Genomic DNA, 19,867 nt, shown 5'->3' on the forward strand with positions numbered 1-19,867 from the left:
GTCCCAATCTCCCTTTTTTAAAATGAAATTCAATCAAAAACTTTAAGAGAAAACTAAAATCAGTAACGTAATCAACGCTAAGGTTCCTTGTTTAAAAAATATGCTTATATTAGAACTAGAATATGCACCATATAACGCCACTAAAACAATGTAAATCATATTAATTATAAGTAATTCCTGTCCATTATTTGAGATAAAAGCTGCATATAAAATAACTAAACCAATAAGACCGTTATAAATACCTTGATTTTTCATAAGTAGCTTAATTTTATCGCTGCTTAATTCTTTCTTAGTAAAATTAAATGTTTTAGATGTTCGATCTGAACTAGTTGCTAATGTTTCTAGGTACATAATAAATAAAAACTCAATAGCTACTAATGTACTCAACACTTTAATCACAATATCCATTAGCACACCGTCCTTTCCATATATTTTTATGACTTTATCATCTATATAGTAAATAGATAACATAGCTATAAGTGAATTATTCTTCCTATCCATTCCCTATCATATTATTTTTTGTTCCACTAGAAACTAAACTTTTAAAAAAATTATTCTACCTCAAAATATAATGGAACACTTAATCACCCTTTACTAATTGATAAAAATATATGTTTAATGTATTGAATCAAATACATCATTTTTAGTTTTTGGTTTAATGATGAATTTTGTTATAACGTACAAGAAAATAAATAAAAAGCATGCGATTGATGTCAGTTCACTTGTCACAATTGTCGATGGTATTCCTTGTACGCCAATGAATACGTTACAAGCAAATGCTAATAGGAAACCCACTTGTGCAAAAATTGTCAGATATTTTGCTAACTTTTCTCTAAAATCCACCATTTCCACTCCTTTCCTATTTATTATACTTGATACATATAAAAAGTTCAGAATGAGACATAACACTCACCTTCCTTCTTTAGGGTTCTAAACAAAAAATCGGAACCGCATTGTGGCGCGATTCCGATTTTTCTTATGCTCATATGAGATGGTGTTTCTACACTGATATCTCATCTTCTATTTCAAACTCGTATGTTATTAGTAGCCAAACTTACTAGCAAATTGTTGTGCAATTAGTTGAACTTCTTGTAATTTTTCTGGTTTTAATAAAAGGAGCATTTTAGGAACGAATTCTTGAATGTCTTGTTGTGAGAATGTACCTTCATCTTGCTTTTTAAAGTTTTCTAGAAGTATTGCGCGCGCTTCCTCTTCTTTTCCTTCTTGCACTCGTTCTAAAATGAACTGTAAAAACTTTTCTTGTCCTTGTTGATCCATCATCTTATATCTCCTAAATTATCTAGATTTTTCCCTACGTAGGGATTTTCATCGTATCATAAATTATCCAACCAATCAGCACGATTAAAATGAATAGTGTTACATAGATTCATGATTTTTATGAACATTATCTACTTTTCTTTTACTCCGAACATCGCACCAATTAAAAGTCCTGCAAAAATTCCGATAATCATCGCTATTCCCGAATCAATAGAATGGATGCGATTTAATATAATTCCTATAATCAGTAGTATAGAACCCAGTGTGCCCAATATGATCTTTTTCATCTTCATTCGTCACCTACTTTTTTAATTCGTTACACTTCTGGGCGATAACCTAACTTTAAAGAGATATCGAGTGCTGCTTCTTTTGCTTTTGGAATAAATACAGCAAGATGTTCTTCTGCGTAATTCGTTTCAATTCCTGCAATACTAATCGCTGCAACAACCTCACCTAAATGATTAAAAATTGGAACGCCAACTGCTGCAGTAAAATCTTCTAGCTCTGAAAAACTCACCGTATATCCTTTATTTCTCGTTTCAGAAATCGAATGACGTAGTGCTTCTTCTGACGTGATGGTTCCCTTTGCATAAGCTGTTAATTCTACTCGCTTCAAATAGTCTTCTCGTTCCGTTGGGGGTAAAAACGATAGAATGGCTCTCGCACAAGCACCTGCATAAAGAGGTGTACGACGTCCAATCGTTGTATAAAGACGAACCGGTTGAATCGACTGTAACTTTTCAATATAAACTGCTTCATCACCGTCACGAATAATAAGATTGATGGCCTCACCTAACTCCTGATGTAACTTCTCCATCGCTGGTAATGCCACTTGGCGTAAATCAATTCGTTCAGAAACAAGATGTCCGAAGCGTAAAAAAAGAATGCCTAAACTATATTTCCCGTTCTCATCTTTATCTAATAAGCCCATTTCTTCTAATGATTGGAGCATACGATAGACGGATGTTTTCGGTATTCCTGATAATTCAATAATTTCATTAAATGTTAATTTCGCATGATTTATAAATAAATTAAGTATTTCCATTGAGCGTACAACTGTTTTATTTTTACTTTGCATACTAAATACTCCTTTTTTAACCTATAACTTTAGTATAGCATCATTCAGTTAAAAAAAGAGGAACCACATCGTATGCGATTCCTCTGTTCATTCAGTACTTTACGTTACTCTTTCGTCTTCTTTTCTTTTGGCTTTAATGTCGTGATTGTTAATTCTTTTACTTGTTGGAATACTTCCGATGTCGCCAAGTACGTGAATTTCACTTTATCGCCTTCTTGTAAATAGACTGCAAGTGGAGCTACTTCCGAACTCACTGTATAGTTCGTCTCATCATCTAAAAGGAATGTAACATTCGTGAAGTCTCCTGCTGTTTCTTTATATACGCGTAGTACTGTTCCTTCACCCTGTTTTTCCTCTTTCGTCGAGTTACCGTTTACTGTACTCGTACCTGTTCGACTTAGAACATTTTTATATTGGCGAAGTGCTTCATTTGGTGTCGTCGCTGTCACAGCAATTTCAGGGTTCGCTGCTGAAACGATGTAGTAATTTTGTAAGAAACCATTTGAATCTAATACAGGTACTAACCAACTTGTTTCACCATAGAAGTTATAAAGTAATGGCATAGAACCTGACCATTTTTTCTCAACGAATTTCTTTTCCACTACTTGCAGTGCACCTTCTGAATCCATATATGATTCATCACTATTACCTGTATAATATGTTCCTTGACCTGTACGTGCATTCGTTAATGAATAACCAAGCATGGAGTCCACGCCTTCTTTTGGACTTGTAAAGTCAGTGAAGTAATACATCTCGCCATTCTCATCAAATACAGGGCTAACATTTGCTTCTACACCTTCATCTGAAGGAATTTTGATATCTTTTTTACCAAAAATTGTATTCCAATAACCATGCACATAATTACCGAAATAACTATTTTGTAAGCTCACAGCCTCTGGTGAAACTGCTCCATCTACAAAGCTCGGAACGTCTTTTAATTTATATTTTTTGATGTCACCATTTTGTGCATTCACCATGACAATCCCTTGTGGTTTAAAACCGTTACGTGCCGAAATGAAGTCACCATACGTACGAATATAATACGGTGTACCATCATTGTCGATTTCAAGTTGAACATCTCCGTTGAAAATAGTTAACGGGTTGTGTAAGCGCATATAACGCGCAACATGATTGTTTAAGTAAGCAGACGGAACATATTTCATCTCTTTTTCAACAAATTTTGGATTCGCTGATGAATCCGTCGCGCTTAATACGAAGTAACCCGGTGTTGTTTTCCCTTTGAACCATTTGAAAGCATCTGAGAATTCAACAGGTGCAACATAAACGTACTCGTCATTAATTTTTTGAATTTGTAAATTTCCAAGCTCATAGTAACTTGTGTTCGGCACTTGACCAAATGCTTTTTTCATCTTGTTGCGTGCATATTTTGGCGGTACGCTCGCTGGTGTTTTTGTTTCGTCGAATGCTTTTAACTCGACTTCTGTTTTCATCTTAGCTGATTCATATTTTTCATCTGCATTCATCATCGGTGCAGAGAGCATATAAACTGCGACACCAATACCAGCTAAACCAATTAATCCTTTAATTTTTCGCTCAAATCCTGTTGATAGGTAAGCACCCGCAAATGCGACAATTGCTATAACTGGCCATACTGCTGTCCAGTTTAAATCCATCATCGTTATGTATAGCGTAATCATGGTCACAATGGATGCAACGAGTAAAATACCAATGAAAAATAATGCTTTAAATTTAAAATTGAAACTACCGTCCTTCATTCGACTAGAAATCGGAACAATTAATACACCTATTACAGCGGCTAATGCGACTGCAATGATAAAAGTCATCGTCATTTTGCAAAAAACCTCCCTTTCCTCTTACATTATTTACGTGAAGCGAAGGAAAAAGTTTCAAAACCTCTTGAATTCACAAATTCGGGGTATATTCAAATATGACTTCATACGAGGAGGTTGATTTATGAAAGAACGTACACTTTGGATTACTGCATTCATATTTAGTATTCTTTATTTATTCTTCTTACCAAAGGAAGTTTCATACTTCTACGATATCCTCATACCAACAATTCCCACAATTTGTCTCTTACTCATTTTCTTCACTTCAAAATCTATTGAAACAGCTCATTATGATTGTTTTATCATTTTTGGTCTTCTCTTTTTTATTGTGGGACAACTCACACACCATTGGTTTATCATCGGTTTATTCTTCTTTTTAATTGGTCATCTTTTTTATATTCATGCTTGCTTAACAATTCGACAAACATCCCCTTCTAAAATTGCGACACTCTGCTTATTATTTTATGGAATTGTTCTTGCTGCATGGGTGGGTGGGAATATTTTTAAAAGTGGTGCTGTTCTTTTAGGTCTTGTCGTACTTTTCTATATCGCAGTCATGCTCACAATTGGCTGGGCGACTATTCAAACGCGCAAATGGATTTTATTATTCAGCGCAATACTACTCATCATGTCAGATTCTATTTTTATGATTAATATGTTTGTGACAACCATTGACGGTGCAACACAGTGGATATTGGGGACTTATTTATTTGCACAATTTTTATTTATTTTTCATTTTCCTGAACATTTCGAAATCCGTAAGAAAGTGTTAGAATAGTAGCAATGCTTCAACAATTAAGGAGGATGCTACAAATGAAAGAAAAATTAATCGAACGTTTAATTCGCTATGCGAAAATTGATACACAATCTTGTGAAACAAGTGAGACAACACCTTCAACAGCTAAACAATGGGATTTACTTCATGTATTAGAAGAAGAATTAAAGGCAATCGGTATGTCAGATGTAATGGTGGATGAGCATGGTTACCTATTTGCTTCGCTACCTGCTAACACAGATAAAAAAATTCCAACAATCGGCTTTTTAGCACATGTCGATACAACAACTGATTACACAGGTACAAATGTGAATCCGATTCGTCATGACAATTATGATGGAAAAGCGATTCAATTAAATGAAGAAGTCGTTCTATCACCAGAAAATTCACCTGAACTGGCGAATTATGTAGGTCAAACATTAATTACTACAGATGGTACAACACTTCTAGGTGCAGATGATAAAGCAGGGATTGCAGAAATTATGACTGCAATGGAATACTTAATCAAGCATCCAGAGATTAAACATGGTGAATTACGTGTTGCATTCACACCAGACGAAGAAATCGGTCGCGGTCCACACGCATTTGACGTTGAGCGCTTCAATGCAGACTATGCTTATACAATGGATGGTGGTCCACTAGGTGAATTAGAATACGAAAGCTTTAATGCAGCTGGTGTCAAATTAACAACTTTCGGTACAAACGTACACCCAGGTAGCGCCAAAAATAAAATGGTCAACTCAATAACAGCCGCAATTAAATTCCAAGAGATGATGCCAAAAGACGAAGTACCTGAATTAACAGAAGGTCGTGAAGGCTTCATTCATTTAATGGAATTTAACGGTTCAATTGAAAAAACAACATTACACTACATCGTTCGTGACCATGATCGTGCAAAATTTGAAGCAAAAAAAGCACTTGTACAACAAGCTTTTGAAGCACTTCAAAAAGAATATGGTGAAGATGCAGTTCAACTAGAGATGAATGACCAATATTACAATATGGCTGAAAAAATTGAGCCTGTAAAATTCATCGTTGACCTTGCGGAAGAAGCAATGTTAAATTTAGGTATTACACCGATTAAAAAAGCGATTCGCGGCGGTACAGATGGTTCTCAACTATCATTCATGGGCTTACCAACACCAAATATTTTTGCTGGTGGCGAAAATATGCACGGTAAATATGAATATGTATCGGCTGAAACAATGGAAAAAGCAACAGAAGTTATTCTCGAAATTGTGAAGTTATACGAACAACGCGCTTAATTGCGTTTGAAAGGGGTTTGGGTATGAAAGAAATTGTAATCGGTATCTTTGCTGCCCTCTTCTTCGCCGTCACATTCATTTTGAATCGTGCGATGGAATTAGAAGGTGGTAGTTGGTTATGGAGTTCGTCTCTGCGTTATTTCTTCATGCTACCTTTTCTTTTGATCATCGTGGCAGCTCGTCGTGGGCTGCCTAAGATGACAAAAGAAATTAAACAAAATATAGGTGCTTGGCTACTTTGGAGTTTTGTAGGTTTCGTACTATTTTATGCACCACTGACCTATGCTGCTTCATATGGACCAGGTTGGCTTGTATCAGGGACATGGCAATTCACTATTATTGCGGGCGTATTACTCGCTCCGCTGTTTTTTATACATATTGAACAGAAAAAATTCGTCAGAAAATTCCGTTTAAATCACTCCTTATTTCATGCATTATATTAGTTGGGATCATCTTAATTCAAATTCCAAGTGCCGCAACTGTTTCAAAAAAGGCACTCTTACTTAGTACGTTACCTGTCATCATCGCTGCCTTTGCCTATCCACTTGGTAATCGTAAAATGATGGAAGTCTGTGATGGTCGACTCGATACATTCCAACGTGTACTCGGTATGACGATTATGTCGATGCCTGCATGGATTATACTCGCTATCTATGCCAGCTTCACTGTAGGTGCACCAAGTAGTTCACAAGTATTCCAATCATTCATCGTGGGGATTAGTTCTGGTATTATTGCGACCATTCTATTCTTTATTGCAACAGATCGCGTACGAGATAATCAAGGAAAACTAGCGGCTGTAGAAGCAACTCAATCTGCTGAAATTATTTTCGTTATTATCGGTGAAATGATTCTACTCGGTATTCCACTTCCTGCCCCACTTGCACTTATTGGCTTACTCGTTATTATTTTCGGTATGTTACTACACAGTTATCACACGATGCTTATGAACAAAAATGCTATTTAAGAATGACAAGAGGTTTGCTTTTCCTAGCGACCTCTTTTTTATGAGAACCATAAAAAAACCAACAGAGTGGCGAATCTCTGTTGGTTCTATGCTATACCGAGCTATTCCATAACGTTTTGAGGGGGGTTATGAATACTCTGTTATTCTTCATCAGCTCTTTTTTGGAGAAAAGTGGCTAATGTCCTCTGTATTTCTGTTTTCGAGGAGAAGTAATTTGTTTATATGATAATGATAATCGTTATCAATTAAATAGTCAATAGATTTATTAAACTTTTTTCGTGTATAGTTATTATAAGGGGGAGAAATATGACACGTTTATCACAAGATCAATTACAACAACTACACGCTTATAGCAATTATATCGATGAAGAACAACCTTTTTTATTTAATTTACAACAATTATTAGAGGATGATTTTTTAGAAGATGCTAAAAATATATGGAGAGCAATTAGTCAAAGTGACCAAGACGCAGTTGCGATTTCGTACTTCACAAGACGCTACGGTATGTTTATCGCTATGCAGTTTTATATGCTCACCGTCTATGACGAAATGTGGGTGGGGAAGTTCGAAAACTTAAAATTTGGTGTGAGAGAAGAATTTGGTCGCCCTTCTATTTGCATGTTCACACGTAGCGAAGATTGGGACATGATTGATGAGGATGAACGCGAACAAGCTGTACATACCATTCTACTTGAGCAATGTCATCAGATTTTCTCACAACTGAAAAAGCTAGGCGGCGTATCCGTCTTAACGCACTGGGAGAATGTATTTGGCTATCTTTTATGGCACTATCATACGCTTCTTTCAAACCATACTACAGAAGAAGCCAGAACATATTTAGACTTTCTTGAAAGTGATGTTGTATGGGAAGGAATTAGTGAACATTCACGTTTTCACACTTATACAGGCGGACAACACCCTTCTACACTCATTCACTTACCCGTTCGAAAGAGTTGCTGCTTCTCAAAAGACGTTCCAGGATTACTTGCCTGTGGTTTTTGTCCATTAAAATAATAGATGAAAGAAGAAATCATTTATTCCATTGATTTCTTTTTTTATTTTAGTTTAAAACGGGAATACTAAAGTGAATTCATACTTTACAAATTATGAGATTCTATTATACACTTGCAATATAAAGTTTCCCTAAAACAACTTTTTGTCGTTCACACATATTAAGGAGCGCAGACTATGAAAAATAAACAAAAAACACTTTTATCCGCAAATGCTGTCTTACGCGGTGAGATTAAAGGTTTTAGACAGATTCTCCCCTTTTTAGGTCCTGCATTCATTGCGGCAGTTGCCTATATTGATCCAGGTAACTTTGCGACGAATATTACAGCAGGTTCTGAATATGGCTATCTACTCTTATGGGTCATTGTCGTTTCCAATTTAATGGCGGTATTGATTCAATCTTTATCAGCTAAACTGGGCATTGCGACAGGGCGTAACCTTCCTGAAGTCGCACGTGATAATTTTTCGAAAAAAACATCAATTATGCTCTGGATTCAAGCAGAAATTGTTATCATCGCAACTGATTTAGCCGAATTTATCGGTGCAGCTCTTGGACTTTACCTAGTATTTAAAATTCCTATGCTACCAGCTGCGCTTATAACTGCGGTGGCTGCTTTTGGTATTTTAGAGCTTCAAAGACGGGGTGTTCGTACGTTTGAAGCCATTGTCTCCGGTATGGTTATGATGGTTGTGATGGCTTTTGCCTTCCAAACATTTTTAGCTAATCCGAAACCAACGGAAGTATTATCAGGCATATTCCCCTCTTTTGATGGCGTTGGTTCCATCTTACTTGCTACAGGGATTTTAGGAGCGACGGTTATGCCACATGCCATCTACCTCCATTCTTCTCTAACACAAAGTCGTGTAATCGGGCGTTCTGAAGCAGAAAAGAAAAAGATTTTCAAATTTGAATTTTTCGATATTATCATTGCAATGGTCATCGCTGGTGCAATTAATATATCGATGTTAGTCATTGCGGCTGCTCTATTCCATAAGCGTGGAATGGATGTCAGCGATTTAGATGTTGCTTACCATGAACTCGGCTCATTAATCGGTCCTACAGCTGCAGTTTCATTCGGTCTAGGATTATTAATTGCTGGTTTAGCAAGTTCAGCTGTTGGTACGATGTCTGGTGATGTCGTTATGCAAGGATTTATTAATCGACGAATTCCACTCTACTTACGTCGTGCGATTACGATGGCTCCACCTATTCTCATTATCGCACTCGGTTTAAATGCCACTGTTGCTTTAGTATGGAGTCAGGTAATCCTATCATTTGGTATCGCATTCGCTTTAATTCCACTCATTATTTTCACAAGTAACCCTAAAATCATGGGTGGTTTAGTGAATCGAAAATGGGTGACCTATACAAGTTGGGTAATTGCGGCTATTACGGTTGCTCTCAATCTATTCTTAATTTACAGTTCGATTGTTGAATTGATTCAATCTTAATACGTAAAAAAGATCTTTTTCTCTAATAGAGTGAAAGATCTTTTTCATTTCAAAATTCTAGATTATTCTATCATTATATACCTAAAACAGATGATTTGATTATTCTTCATCACTTTATGGAATTAATATGGGTATAAATAAGAAGAAATCTAAAAATTTATGCTTCATTTTTTTTACTTTATGTTACAATTAATAGTAAGAGGTGATGAGATGGTTATATGGATTCTTATTTTAGCAGTCATCGATTTAATTGTATGGGGGTTCGCTTGGAGAGAGCTAGTGCTTTATGGTCGTCGTCGTATGGAAAAAACACCACGTCGTTTAGTCATATTATTCATACTTGGTATTGTTGTGACGATTGCTTTAGTTATTACATTAATTCAATTGCTGAGAATATTAAATTAAAATAGGTGGCATTTCAAATGAAAAGAAAAGCACACAAAATAGAATGAGGACAAGGTATATGAATTACATAACCTGTCCTCATTTTTTATTTTTTAAATTGTTTCACATGGAACAATTTGTTAAAGTGTTTTACCTACTGTTGTGACTGCGTTAAAGAATAAATCGATAAAGTCGTCACGATTTACTGTGTGTAATACATGAACATTGGGTTCTTTCCCTGTCTTCTTTGCGAAATCAACCAAGGTTGCTCCTTGTGTTAGTGAGCCATTCAACTCCACTTCGACAAAGTAATCATCACCTTTAAATAACTCCGGTTCAACTAGACACGCAACTGCGCACACATCATGCACACGAATTTGTTCTTCAAATCCTGGTGGGTTAAACGGTGTTTGAGATTGTGTAAATGTATAGAAGTTCATCATATCTGCTACTTTTTCAGCGAATGGTGTACCTAGATTGCGTAAACGTGTCATTTCATCGCGTGTAATGTATGCTTTATGTGTTACATCTAAACCGCTCATAATAATTGGAACACCTGAACGGAATACTAATTCCACTGCATGCGGGTCAACATATGCATTGAATTCAGCTACTGTTGACATATTACCTCCAACTGCTGCTCCGCCCATCCAAGAAATCTGTTTAATGAATGGTTTCACTTCTGGATGTGCAAATAATAAAGCAGCCACATTCGTTAATGGACCTGTTGCAACAATCGTAATTGGCTCTTCAGCGTTCATTAAAATATCGTACATCGCTTGAATCGCTGTACGGTCACTTGCTTGTAAAACAGGGTCTGCCCATTTTACATTACCAAGTCCACCTTCACCATGGATATCTTCTGCTACCTCTTGTTTACGGAACATGGGTTGCTCGATTCCTTTTGCAACTTCTACTTCTTTTTGAATGTATGTTAGGAAACTTAATGTGTTATAAGTTGTTTTATCAATTGTTAAGTTACCAGCCTCAACTGTTATTAATTGAATATCTAGTTCTGGACGTGCATATGCTAATGTCAGCATCATTGTGTCGTCGATACCTGGGTCACAGTCAATGATTACAGGGATTTTATTCATGTGTAGATAATACTCCTTATATAATAGTTATCTTATTATATACTTTTTATTTCTCATACACTACATACCATTCATCATTTTCTTCGTACATTTTTGTCCCTACAAATCCATTTTTCAATAATTTTTGTTGACCTTCTGTATCACGCATGACAATCGTCTCTTTTTTTACATATGTTGGATTTGGAGTGCGTAAATCTTTGAAAAATACATAGCGTAATTTATCTACATATTTAATTTTCAAGGCTTTTACAACTAGACCTTGAGAAAATTTATCTTTTAAACTTGGAATATTGTATGGTTGAACTGTTGAACATACATAGTCATAACGTGTTTGATCGATTCGTTCCATCGACCATTGCGCCATTTTCTTTTGTAGACCATATCCTCTATATTCTGGTGCTACATTTGAAATCTCTTGATAAAGTACGCGATGGAATTGATCTTCTGGAACACCACAATCATATCCTAGATGTTCTTCTTCTATTGGTGGATTTAATAGTGCGCGGAAGCCAATCATTTCCTCCTCTACGAAAACACCAATCATCATCTTTTCATCTTGTAAAATCGCTTCAAATTCTTCTGTCATTAATGGTTGAAGGACACTTCGAACAGGCAATGCTTCATATACACGTTGCTGAAGTGCTTCGATTGCCTGTAGGTCATCCATTGTTAAATAACGAACAGCAAAAGGTGTTTCTCCTAAGTGACCTGTTAAAAAATATGTCATATCTGTTACCCCTTACCCTGTAATCTTCTCTGAAAATGCTGTTAATTCGTGAAGAACTGCTTCGTCAACATCTACACCAAGTCCAGGTTTTTCATTCAATTGAATGAATGGAATATCATACTTCAAGTTTCCGATATCCTTTGAAAATTTAATTGGTCCTGTTAATTCAACACTACCCATAATTTTTTTCGAGAATGCTACGTGGAATCCAGCAGCTGAACCAACAGATGATTCAACCATTGAACCAATTTGACATTCGATTCCAGCCATTTCAGCCATTACAGCTAATTTCATCGCTGGATAAATTCCACCACATTTCATCAGTTTGATATTTGCTTTATCTGCTGCACGTTTTGCGATGACTTCACGCATATCACGCTCGCTACGTAAACCTTCATCAATCATCAATGTAATATCGGATTTCGCCTTAATCTCAACTAAACCGTCAATATCATTATCTTCTACAGGTTGTTCTAACCAATCGATATTTAAATCTTTCATACCACGAAGTGCTTTTAATGTCGTTGCTGCATTACCCCACCCTTGGTTAACGTCAACACGAATGGCGATATCTTGTCCTACGCGTTCACGTACTGCCTTGATACGTGCCACATCTTTTGCTACTTCTGTTCCGACCTTCATTTTAAACGATGTATAGCCAAGTTCCATCTTCTGTGCTGCTTCCTCAGCCATTTTTTCGGGTTCGCCGATTGATAATACATGTGTAATTGGGAATTTCTCGTGATAACGGCCACCTAATAATTGATACACAGGTACATTCATCGACTTCCCTGCAATATCAAAACAAGCAATATCAATTGCTGCTTTGGCTGCTGGTGCTGGTTTTACAACATGATTCATCACATCATGTAACTTCTCAAATTGACGTGGATCTAAACCGATTACGGCTGGTGCTAAATGATTTTTTAAAACTTGGAATGTACTTTCCCACGTTTCCCCTGTAATATGTTCATCTGGAACTGCTTCACCATATCCGACAACCCCATCATCTGTCGTCATTTTCACGATAATCGATTGGATTGAATCATATGTCGCATAGCTAATGATAAATGGATCGATTAATGGTAAGTTAATAGCAAATAGCTCAATTTCTTTAATTTTCATAGATAAAAAAACTCCTTTATAATAAATGTCGTTTAGTTGTCGTTAAATAACGAAAATAAAAAGCAAAGGAAGATGACCATGCACATTCGAATGGCATTAATCAGCTCACAAGCTTATCAAAAATACATTTCTAGTATCGCACAAAAAATAGCGGATATCCAACTAGATTTTTATGTGTATGAAGAACCGGAACAAGCAACACAATTACTACATGAATTACAACCATGTGATGCCCTTATTATTGGTGGCTTTTTACCGTATTTAGAAGTGAAACCTTTGTTGCCTTCACTTCGTATTCCTTATACGCATTTTATACAAGATGAGGCTACCATCTCTACTACATTATTAGCTGCTATAACCAAATACCATATTCCGCTCAATCAAATCTCCATTGATGTGATTGAACCAACATTCGTTACGTCTATTTTACAAGATATTCATCAGCTTGATACTCCTCCATATATTCATGATGCCACACAAGTAGACGTGGAACAACGTCATCGAACATTATACGATGAAGGGCATGTCCAACTGATTATTACTAGCGTCCACCAATTATATGAAAAGTTAAAAGCAGATGGTTATCCTGTTATGCGTATGCAAGAATCGACTTCTGCAACCATTCAAAAGTTAGAAAAAATGCGTGATTCTGTTCTTTTGCAAAAATCAAATGCCAACCGTATGACAGCAGGTGTCTTAAAAATTCATCCAGAAGATGAGGCTGCTTTCATTCATTTTATGCAAGCCATACATGCAAATTATACAAGGCACAATACACATCGCCTAGAATTATATACAACAATTGGTCACTTAGAACAACTTCTACACAATGAAAAACAGTTAAAAGCCTGTCTCGCCTATTTTAAAAAACCGTATCAAATGGGTTTCGGCTATGGTGAGTCGATTTCAGAAGCACTTCAGCATGCAGAGGATGCTCTTCAATTTACAAAAACCGACGAAATCTACATTCTTGATGAATATAGTCGTTTATTAGGCCCTTATCCAACTCATCAAACGATTTTGCCACTCAAATTTGATAGTGAGAAGCAAAAAGAAATGGCTGAACGTACAAAATTAAGTGTACTCAGTCTTTCAAAAATGAGTTCATTCATTGAGGAACGCCATACAAAACACTTTACTGCTCAAGATGTTGCAGATCATCTACACGTAACAAGACGAACTGCTGAACGCATGATTAAAAAACTATTAGAACATGGTTATTTAGCAATTATTTCTTCTGAAATGACATACAAAAAAGGTAGACCACGTGCAGTCTACACTTGGATTGACTCTTAATACTGGAAAAGCAAATCGCCAATAAGTGACGATTTGCTTTTTTTACATTTATAATGCACTTGGTTCTAATGCTTTTTCTTCTTCAATTTCTTTTTGTTTTGCTTCTTCTAATTCTTCAGGTGTTAATTTAACAATCGCAAAACCTACATAAGCATAAATAATCGAAATAATTGGTACAACAAAATTTAAAATAGCATATGGCGCATACTCAAATGCACTTACACCTAACGTTGCAAAAATGAATACACCACATGTATTCCACGGGAAGAATACAGATGTTAAAGTACCACCATCTTCTAACGCGCGTGATAAGTTTTTAGAATGTAACCCTCGATCTCGGTAAGCTTTTACAAACATACGCGATGGTACGACAATTGAGATATATTGTTCAGAACAAGTCGCATTTGTAAAAATACAGGCTGTAATCGTAGATGCTACTAGACTACCTGTTGATTTTGCCCATTTCATAATGACTTGAATTAATGATTTCAACATACCTGAGTACTCTAAAATACCACCAAATGTCATCGCGATAATCGTCATTGATACTGTACCCATCATGCCATCTAATCCGCCTTGATTGAATAGTTTATCAACTAATTCATTACCTGATTCTAAAACAAAACCACTTTGTAATGTTTCAAGTGCAAATTTTGTTGAACCGCCTTGAACCGTAATCTGTAATAAGAAACCCATTACAATCCCTGCAAGTAATGCCGGAATAGCTGGAATTTTCTTGGCTACCATGAAAATAACTGCTACAGGCACAATTAATAACCACGGTGAGATATAAAACGTCTCTTGTAAGACACGTAATGTCGTTAAAATACTTTCAGAGTTCATATTCACATCTGCAAATTTACGACCTAAAATACCGAAAATAATTAATGAAATAATTAATCCTGGAATCGTCGTATAGAGCATGTGACGAATATGATCGAATAATTGTGTACCTGTTAAACCAGAAGCTAAATTTGTTGTATCTGATAATGGTGACATCTTATCACCGAAATAAGCGCCTGAAATAACTGCTCCAGCAATCATTGGTGCAGGAATCCCCATACTTAGTCCAATCCCCATACCAGCAACCCCCACAGTTGCCATTGTAGACCATGAACTACCGATTGCTAGTGCTACAATCGCACATAATAATAGAATTGTTACTAAGAACCATGCAGGTGAGATTAATTTCAAACCATAAAAAATCATCGTCGCAACGACACCGCCACCAACCCATGCGCCAATTGTAAAACCAACAAGCATGATGATGACAACCGCTGGGAGTGCTAATTTAATCCCCTTATACATCATCTCTTCTACTTCTAACCATTTAAAACCATGAGCAATCGCCACAATCGCTGCTGTTACTGTACCAATAACAAGTGGTACGTGCGGGCTTGTCCCCAAAACAGCAACCGCTACAGCCATCGATGTAATCATGACAAAGAACGTTAAAATCGTCCATCTTGCTTTAATTTCTCTTTTCATCCATCTCATCCCCTTTATCTGTCTGAAAAATGAAAACATTCACTAGAATTAAGAATATCCGTTGAGTGGAAAGAGGTCAATGCAAAATTTTTGCACCAAAGCAGAAAGAAAACGATTACATAGACAGTATTTTTATTTGTAATAGCTAAACAATACAAATACAATAAAACGAATAAAAATTTATTAAAATGTATAAAAAACCACTTAATCAATTTGATTAAGTGGTCGAAATGTATTTTATTTTCGTGGTGTTTTCTTTAATAATGTAGCCAATACTTTTGACGCATCTACTAGAGCCTGTTGGTCAAATGTCATATGTGGGTGATGTAAACCAGGTGCTAAATCCGCTCCTACACCTAACATCGCAGCCTTTAGCTCTGGCTTCTTCACTGTATAAAAATGAAAATCATCCGCTCCCGGTGTATGGATTGCTTCTGTGCAAAATTCTTCACCTAGCGTTTCAACAATTGCTTCTTTTGCCATCTGTGCCGCTTCTTCAGAAACTTCTGCTCCTGGCGTATAATCATAAAAGCGCCACTCTAAATCGATGTCAAACTGTTGTTGAATAGCTTGCAACCCTTTATGAATAGCTGTTTTCATATCATCTAATAAAGCATTACTTTGCGCACGCAGATCCATCGCAAACGTCGCACTCCCTGGAATAATATTCGTACTTCCACCATCAGCAACTACTTTGGTTAATTTCACTGAATGTGGTTCGAACGGTGAAAAGTGCAAACTATTTAGCATTTGATGAACAGCCATGACAACATCCAGTGCATTTTTGCCTTGATGTGGTCGAGCACCATGTGCATCAATACCTTTGATGCTTCCCTCTAAGAAATACGCTGCACCATGATGAATCGCTGGCGCAATTTTACCAAGTGGTAATTCTTCAATTGGACGTAGATGAACACCGAATAAATGAGATACACCGTCAACAGCCCCATGTTCATAAGCTGCAACAGCCCCATTCCCTAGTTCCTCTGCAGGTTGGAAAATGAAACGAACGCGATGTGTTAATGGCTCATTTCGCAAACGAAGTAATGCTCCTAACACCATTGTTATATTCGCATCGTGCCCACATGAATGATTCGCGCGCCATACACCATCTACTTCTTGCCACAAGGCATCGATATCTGCACGAACAGCGATAATTTCATCTCCTGTACCAATTTCTGCAACTAAACCTGGAATATCACCGAATAAGCGATACTCCACTTGTAGTTCTTCCATAATCGAAGCTAATGTTTTTGTTGTTTCATACTCTTTCCAGCTTACTTCTGGATGTTCATGAAAATGACGAAACCAATCGTAAATCTGTTGTTCTACTGTCAATTCTGTCATAACCCGCACCTCATTAAAATTAATTTCGTTGTTTTTTCTTTAAATTTCGCATTGCGATTAACTGATTTCGCTTACTCGCAATTTTATTATCGCCAATTAACATTAAAATTTGGATCATTGTAAATGGTAACGAGCGTCGTTTACGATAGGCAATATATTTTGGTCGCCACTCATTCGCATATTGCTCTTTCAAATAACGTAAGTCTTTTTTATTCCCAGACTCTTGTGCATTCACTAAAATCTGAGCTGCAATTTTCTCTGAAATTCCCGCATATTTAGATACACCAACATGTTTTAAATAAACCATTCCAATATTAATATATCGATAACCTTTTTCTTTCGTTGCAATTAACGAGCAGACTAACAAATAATCAAGTGCATGTGCTGGCATGTCTATTTGTGTCGAACGCAATAAACTAATCGCAATCGTATGCTTTGGACCATCTAATTCTGTTAAATTTGCAAATGCGACAATTTCTTGTTGTTTGTTTCGTAATAAAACGATTGGACCATTATTTAAATAGCGCTCATTAAATACATAATGTTCACCAATCTGTTCTTTATCGCCTTGCCATATAGCTGAAAGTTCTGCTAACTCTCGTATAAATGATTCAGAAAATTTCGGTTCTAACCATTCAAATGTATAACCAACTTCTTGCATTTCTTTTTGTAACTTTTTACATTGCTCTTTTTCTTCATGCGTTAAAACAACTTCTGAAATCTCTACATTTCCTTCTTCACCTAGTTTAAAAAAGTTATAGCCGTATCCGTATAAATATGGAATGAATGAATCGCTGACTTCATAAAATACAGGTGTATAACCATAGTAATCTGCAAAGGTAATAAATTCCTCAATTGATGTTTTAAAATGATTTCGATCACCAATTAAATCACCCTGTACAATAAATTTATCAGCAGTAATACGATAAGAAAAAAGTACATTACGTTGTTTATTCCAAAAAATACATTGATGCATATGCTGTTCAAAATGATGCGCTTCTGTCACACCATATTTTGTAATATGCTTTGCTACTTCATCTTGATTTTCAACTAAATAAACACGCTTGAATTGGGTTCGATTTCGCTGCCAACGTTCAAACAGAACTACAGCTGCAATAACAACCAATCCAATTAATGCACTTTTAAATAAGTCATCAGGGTTACGAATAATAATCCCTTGTACATGCTCAGAAAGGTGGTGACGTAAATCCGACTTCACAATAATCCCAATCACTAAGTAACTTAGTAATACAACCGTAATAACGAATGTATTGAAAATGCTGCGTCCCCATGTCTCTACATAACTCGTACGATAGAAACGATTGCGTGCAAAGTACAGTAATAGCGCTACAAAAATCATAAAGAGCGCTTGGCGATATTGAATACCTTTTACAATGAAAAGCGTAGCCGCAAACAGCAAGACGAATAGTGTCACTTTAAATGTGCGACGGTCCTTATAAGAGATTCCGTTTGATAATGCTAGTAATAGGAAGCCCGTCATGACCGACACTTGATGCGATACATTAATAAAGGGCAATGATGTAAGTTCTCTCACATACTTTATTTTTTCAATTGCACCAGGTGCAACACTTGAGATTAATAGACTTAAACCAGCCAAAAACACGAGTGCTGTCGCAATAATATGCATCGTACGTTCTAATAGTAAGTTTGGAATACTATTATAGCCTCTATTGAATGTACGCCAAATATCGCGAATAAAGAGAATCAACCCAGCTAAAAACGGAATTGCATAATATCCAACACGATAGAATAGTAATAATACTAATACAGATTCTGAAGGAATATTTAAACTCGTAGCCCCCCAAATGAAAACTAAGTCAAAAGAGCCTAATCCACCAGGAATCATACTGACAATACCGGCTGCAGAAGCAATAACAAACATCGGCCATAAATCGATTAAAGTCACATCGATATGAAGTAATTTTGTTAAAATAACGAGCATTGCGAAAGCACCTAACCACTCACAAATAGATACAAATATCAGTGCAACATCGCCTAATAGTTGATGTTTTGTCATTTTTTTACGCAGTAGCTGAACAATCGCGCGCACAATTAAAAACGGTGTATATAAGCCGATAAATGCAGCTACATATAATAAGAAAGGATGCTCTGTAAAAATTCGAATATCGCGGAAGAAAATTAATAATAAATCCGCAAATAATGAAATACCCCCTAAATAAAAGAGCGTTACAGAGGCAATCATCTTAAAGAATGTCGTATTATCCATGTCTGGCTTTTTAAAGTAATGTGTACGCAAAAGTACACCTACTAAGCCACCAAATCCGATTAAGTTTGAAAATGAATTAATTATTAAAGATTCTTTCATAAGCCTTTTGATTGGCATTTTTAACTTCAGTTTTTTCATAATAAAAAAATCATAAAAAAACATTGGAAAAGCTAAAAAAAGCGGCACAACTGCAATTAATGCTAGCGTCCGAACATCAATTGAACCAAGTTGCCGCGCAATTTGAGCTCCATTTGCTTCTCTTACAATTTTGGTCAACTCGTGAATCGCAAAAAGCATTAAGAGAATCGGTAAAATAACTTTAATCCATTGAAAGATTTTTGAACGATTTATTTTCACCCTTCTCCCCCATTTACATATTTTTTATCATCCTATTAATTATAACGAATCTTTTAATATAAAGTGCTTTATTTTATAAGTATTTTGAGTCATTTCTTTCGAGATAATATACATTATGTATATCATACCCTTTATATGTAAAACGTGAAACGAAGAAAAAGAGA

Annotated in this window: 18 protein-coding genes and 1 pseudogene; 7 read left to right on the forward strand and 12 right to left on the reverse strand. The window is 36.1% G+C overall.

The window, feature by feature from the left end:
• Positions 1 to 42 precede the first annotated feature (42 nt).
• The 6 genes from KGI01_RS05170 to KGI01_RS05190 form a co-directional block, all read right to left on the reverse strand.
• On the reverse strand, positions 43 to 408 hold the full coding sequence (locus tag KGI01_RS05170; protein ID WP_141273802.1) for a DUF1304 domain-containing protein: 366 nt from the start codon (positions 406 to 408) through the stop codon (positions 43 to 45).
• Between the two features lie 207 nt (positions 409 to 615).
• The gene (locus KGI01_RS05175) at positions 616 to 843 is read right to left on the reverse strand and encodes a hypothetical protein (protein WP_141273803.1); all 228 of its coding nucleotides are present in this window, start codon (positions 841 to 843) and stop codon (positions 616 to 618) included.
• Between the two features lie 198 nt (positions 844 to 1,041).
• On the reverse strand, positions 1,042 to 1,281 hold the full coding sequence (locus KGI01_RS05180; protein WP_255314738.1) for a hypothetical protein: 240 nt from the start codon (positions 1,279 to 1,281) through the stop codon (positions 1,042 to 1,044).
• A gap of 128 nt (positions 1,282 to 1,409) precedes the next feature.
• Complete coding sequence (locus KGI01_RS13815; RefSeq protein WP_170214735.1) at positions 1,410 to 1,565, reverse strand: hypothetical protein; 156 nt, start codon at positions 1,563 to 1,565, stop codon at positions 1,410 to 1,412.
• 29 nt (positions 1,566 to 1,594) lie between these two features.
• Positions 1,595 to 2,356, reverse strand: coding sequence for an IclR family transcriptional regulator (locus KGI01_RS05185; protein ID WP_141273804.1), 762 nt, complete (start codon positions 2,354 to 2,356; stop codon positions 1,595 to 1,597).
• A 104-nt stretch (positions 2,357 to 2,460) separates the two neighbouring features.
• Positions 2,461 to 4,167 carry a hypothetical protein gene (locus tag KGI01_RS05190; RefSeq protein ID WP_141273805.1) on the reverse strand — a complete coding sequence of 569 codons (1,707 nt, stop codon included), beginning with the start codon at positions 4,165 to 4,167 and terminating at the stop codon, positions 2,461 to 2,463.
• Between the two features lie 124 nt (positions 4,168 to 4,291).
• On the opposite strand from KGI01_RS05190, the gene KGI01_RS05195 reads away from it, so the two are divergent.
• From KGI01_RS05195 to KGI01_RS05220, 6 genes and pseudogenes are all read left to right on the forward strand, one after another.
• Positions 4,292 to 4,945 carry a lysoplasmalogenase family protein gene (locus KGI01_RS05195; RefSeq protein WP_141273806.1) on the forward strand — a complete coding sequence of 218 codons (654 nt, stop codon included), beginning with the start codon at positions 4,292 to 4,294 and terminating at the stop codon, positions 4,943 to 4,945.
• A gap of 35 nt (positions 4,946 to 4,980) precedes the next feature.
• On the forward strand, positions 4,981 to 6,207 hold the full coding sequence (gene pepT, locus KGI01_RS05200; protein WP_141273807.1) for a peptidase T: 1,227 nt from the start codon (positions 4,981 to 4,983) through the stop codon (positions 6,205 to 6,207).
• 23 nt (positions 6,208 to 6,230) lie between these two features.
• Positions 6,231 to 7,171, forward strand: a pseudogene (locus tag KGI01_RS05205) (DMT family transporter).
• Positions 7,172 to 7,477: 306 nt separating this feature from the next.
• Positions 7,478 to 8,185 (forward strand): siderophore-iron reductase FhuF, encoded by a 708-nt coding sequence (locus tag KGI01_RS05210; RefSeq protein WP_141273808.1) that lies wholly within the window; start codon positions 7,478 to 7,480, stop codon positions 8,183 to 8,185.
• A gap of 174 nt (positions 8,186 to 8,359) precedes the next feature.
• Positions 8,360 to 9,634, forward strand: coding sequence for an Nramp family divalent metal transporter (locus tag KGI01_RS05215; RefSeq protein ID WP_141273809.1), 1,275 nt, complete (start codon positions 8,360 to 8,362; stop codon positions 9,632 to 9,634).
• Between the two features lie 210 nt (positions 9,635 to 9,844).
• Positions 9,845 to 10,039, forward strand: a complete 195-nt coding sequence (locus KGI01_RS05220; protein WP_141273810.1) for a hypothetical protein — start codon at positions 9,845 to 9,847, stop codon at positions 10,037 to 10,039.
• A 119-nt stretch (positions 10,040 to 10,158) separates the two neighbouring features.
• Here the strand turns inward: KGI01_RS05220 and KGI01_RS05225 are convergent, their stop codons facing one another.
• The 3 genes from KGI01_RS05225 to KGI01_RS05235 are packed head-to-tail and all read right to left on the reverse strand — an operon-like array spanning position 10,159 to position 12,967.
• On the reverse strand, positions 10,159 to 11,115 hold the full coding sequence (locus tag KGI01_RS05225) for a nucleoside hydrolase (RefSeq protein ID WP_141273811.1): 957 nt from the start codon (positions 11,113 to 11,115) through the stop codon (positions 10,159 to 10,161).
• Positions 11,116 to 11,161: 46 nt separating this feature from the next.
• On the reverse strand, positions 11,162 to 11,842 hold the full coding sequence (locus KGI01_RS05230) for a GNAT family N-acetyltransferase (protein ID WP_141273812.1): 681 nt from the start codon (positions 11,840 to 11,842) through the stop codon (positions 11,162 to 11,164).
• 12 nt (positions 11,843 to 11,854) lie between these two features.
• Positions 11,855 to 12,967, reverse strand: a complete 1,113-nt coding sequence (locus KGI01_RS05235) for a mandelate racemase/muconate lactonizing enzyme family protein (protein ID WP_141273813.1) — start codon at positions 12,965 to 12,967, stop codon at positions 11,855 to 11,857.
• Positions 12,968 to 13,045: 78 nt separating this feature from the next.
• On the opposite strand from KGI01_RS05235, the gene KGI01_RS05240 reads away from it, so the two are divergent.
• Positions 13,046 to 14,263, forward strand: coding sequence for an HTH domain-containing protein (locus tag KGI01_RS05240; RefSeq protein ID WP_170214736.1), 1,218 nt, complete (start codon positions 13,046 to 13,048; stop codon positions 14,261 to 14,263).
• 48 nt (positions 14,264 to 14,311) lie between these two features.
• Here the strand turns inward: KGI01_RS05240 and nhaC are convergent, their stop codons facing one another.
• The 3 genes from nhaC to mprF all read right to left on the reverse strand — a co-directional run bounded on the left by nhaC (position 14,312) and on the right by mprF (position 19,703).
• Positions 14,312 to 15,751 (reverse strand): Na+/H+ antiporter NhaC, encoded by a 1,440-nt coding sequence (nhaC, locus tag KGI01_RS05245; RefSeq protein ID WP_141273815.1) that lies wholly within the window; start codon positions 15,749 to 15,751, stop codon positions 14,312 to 14,314.
• 237 nt (positions 15,752 to 15,988) lie between these two features.
• Positions 15,989 to 17,098, reverse strand: a complete 1,110-nt coding sequence (locus KGI01_RS05250) for an amidohydrolase (RefSeq protein WP_141273816.1) — start codon at positions 17,096 to 17,098, stop codon at positions 15,989 to 15,991.
• A gap of 19 nt (positions 17,099 to 17,117) precedes the next feature.
• Entirely contained in the window at positions 17,118 to 19,703 is a 2,586-nt protein-coding gene (mprF, locus tag KGI01_RS05255; RefSeq protein WP_141273817.1) for a bifunctional lysylphosphatidylglycerol flippase/synthetase MprF, read from the reverse strand.
• Between the last annotated feature and the right edge of the window lie 164 nt (positions 19,704 to 19,867).

It is taken from the genome of Kurthia gibsonii (genome assembly GCF_006539985.1).
Taxonomy (GTDB): domain Bacteria; phylum Bacillota; class Bacilli; order Bacillales_A; family Planococcaceae; genus Kurthia; species Kurthia gibsonii.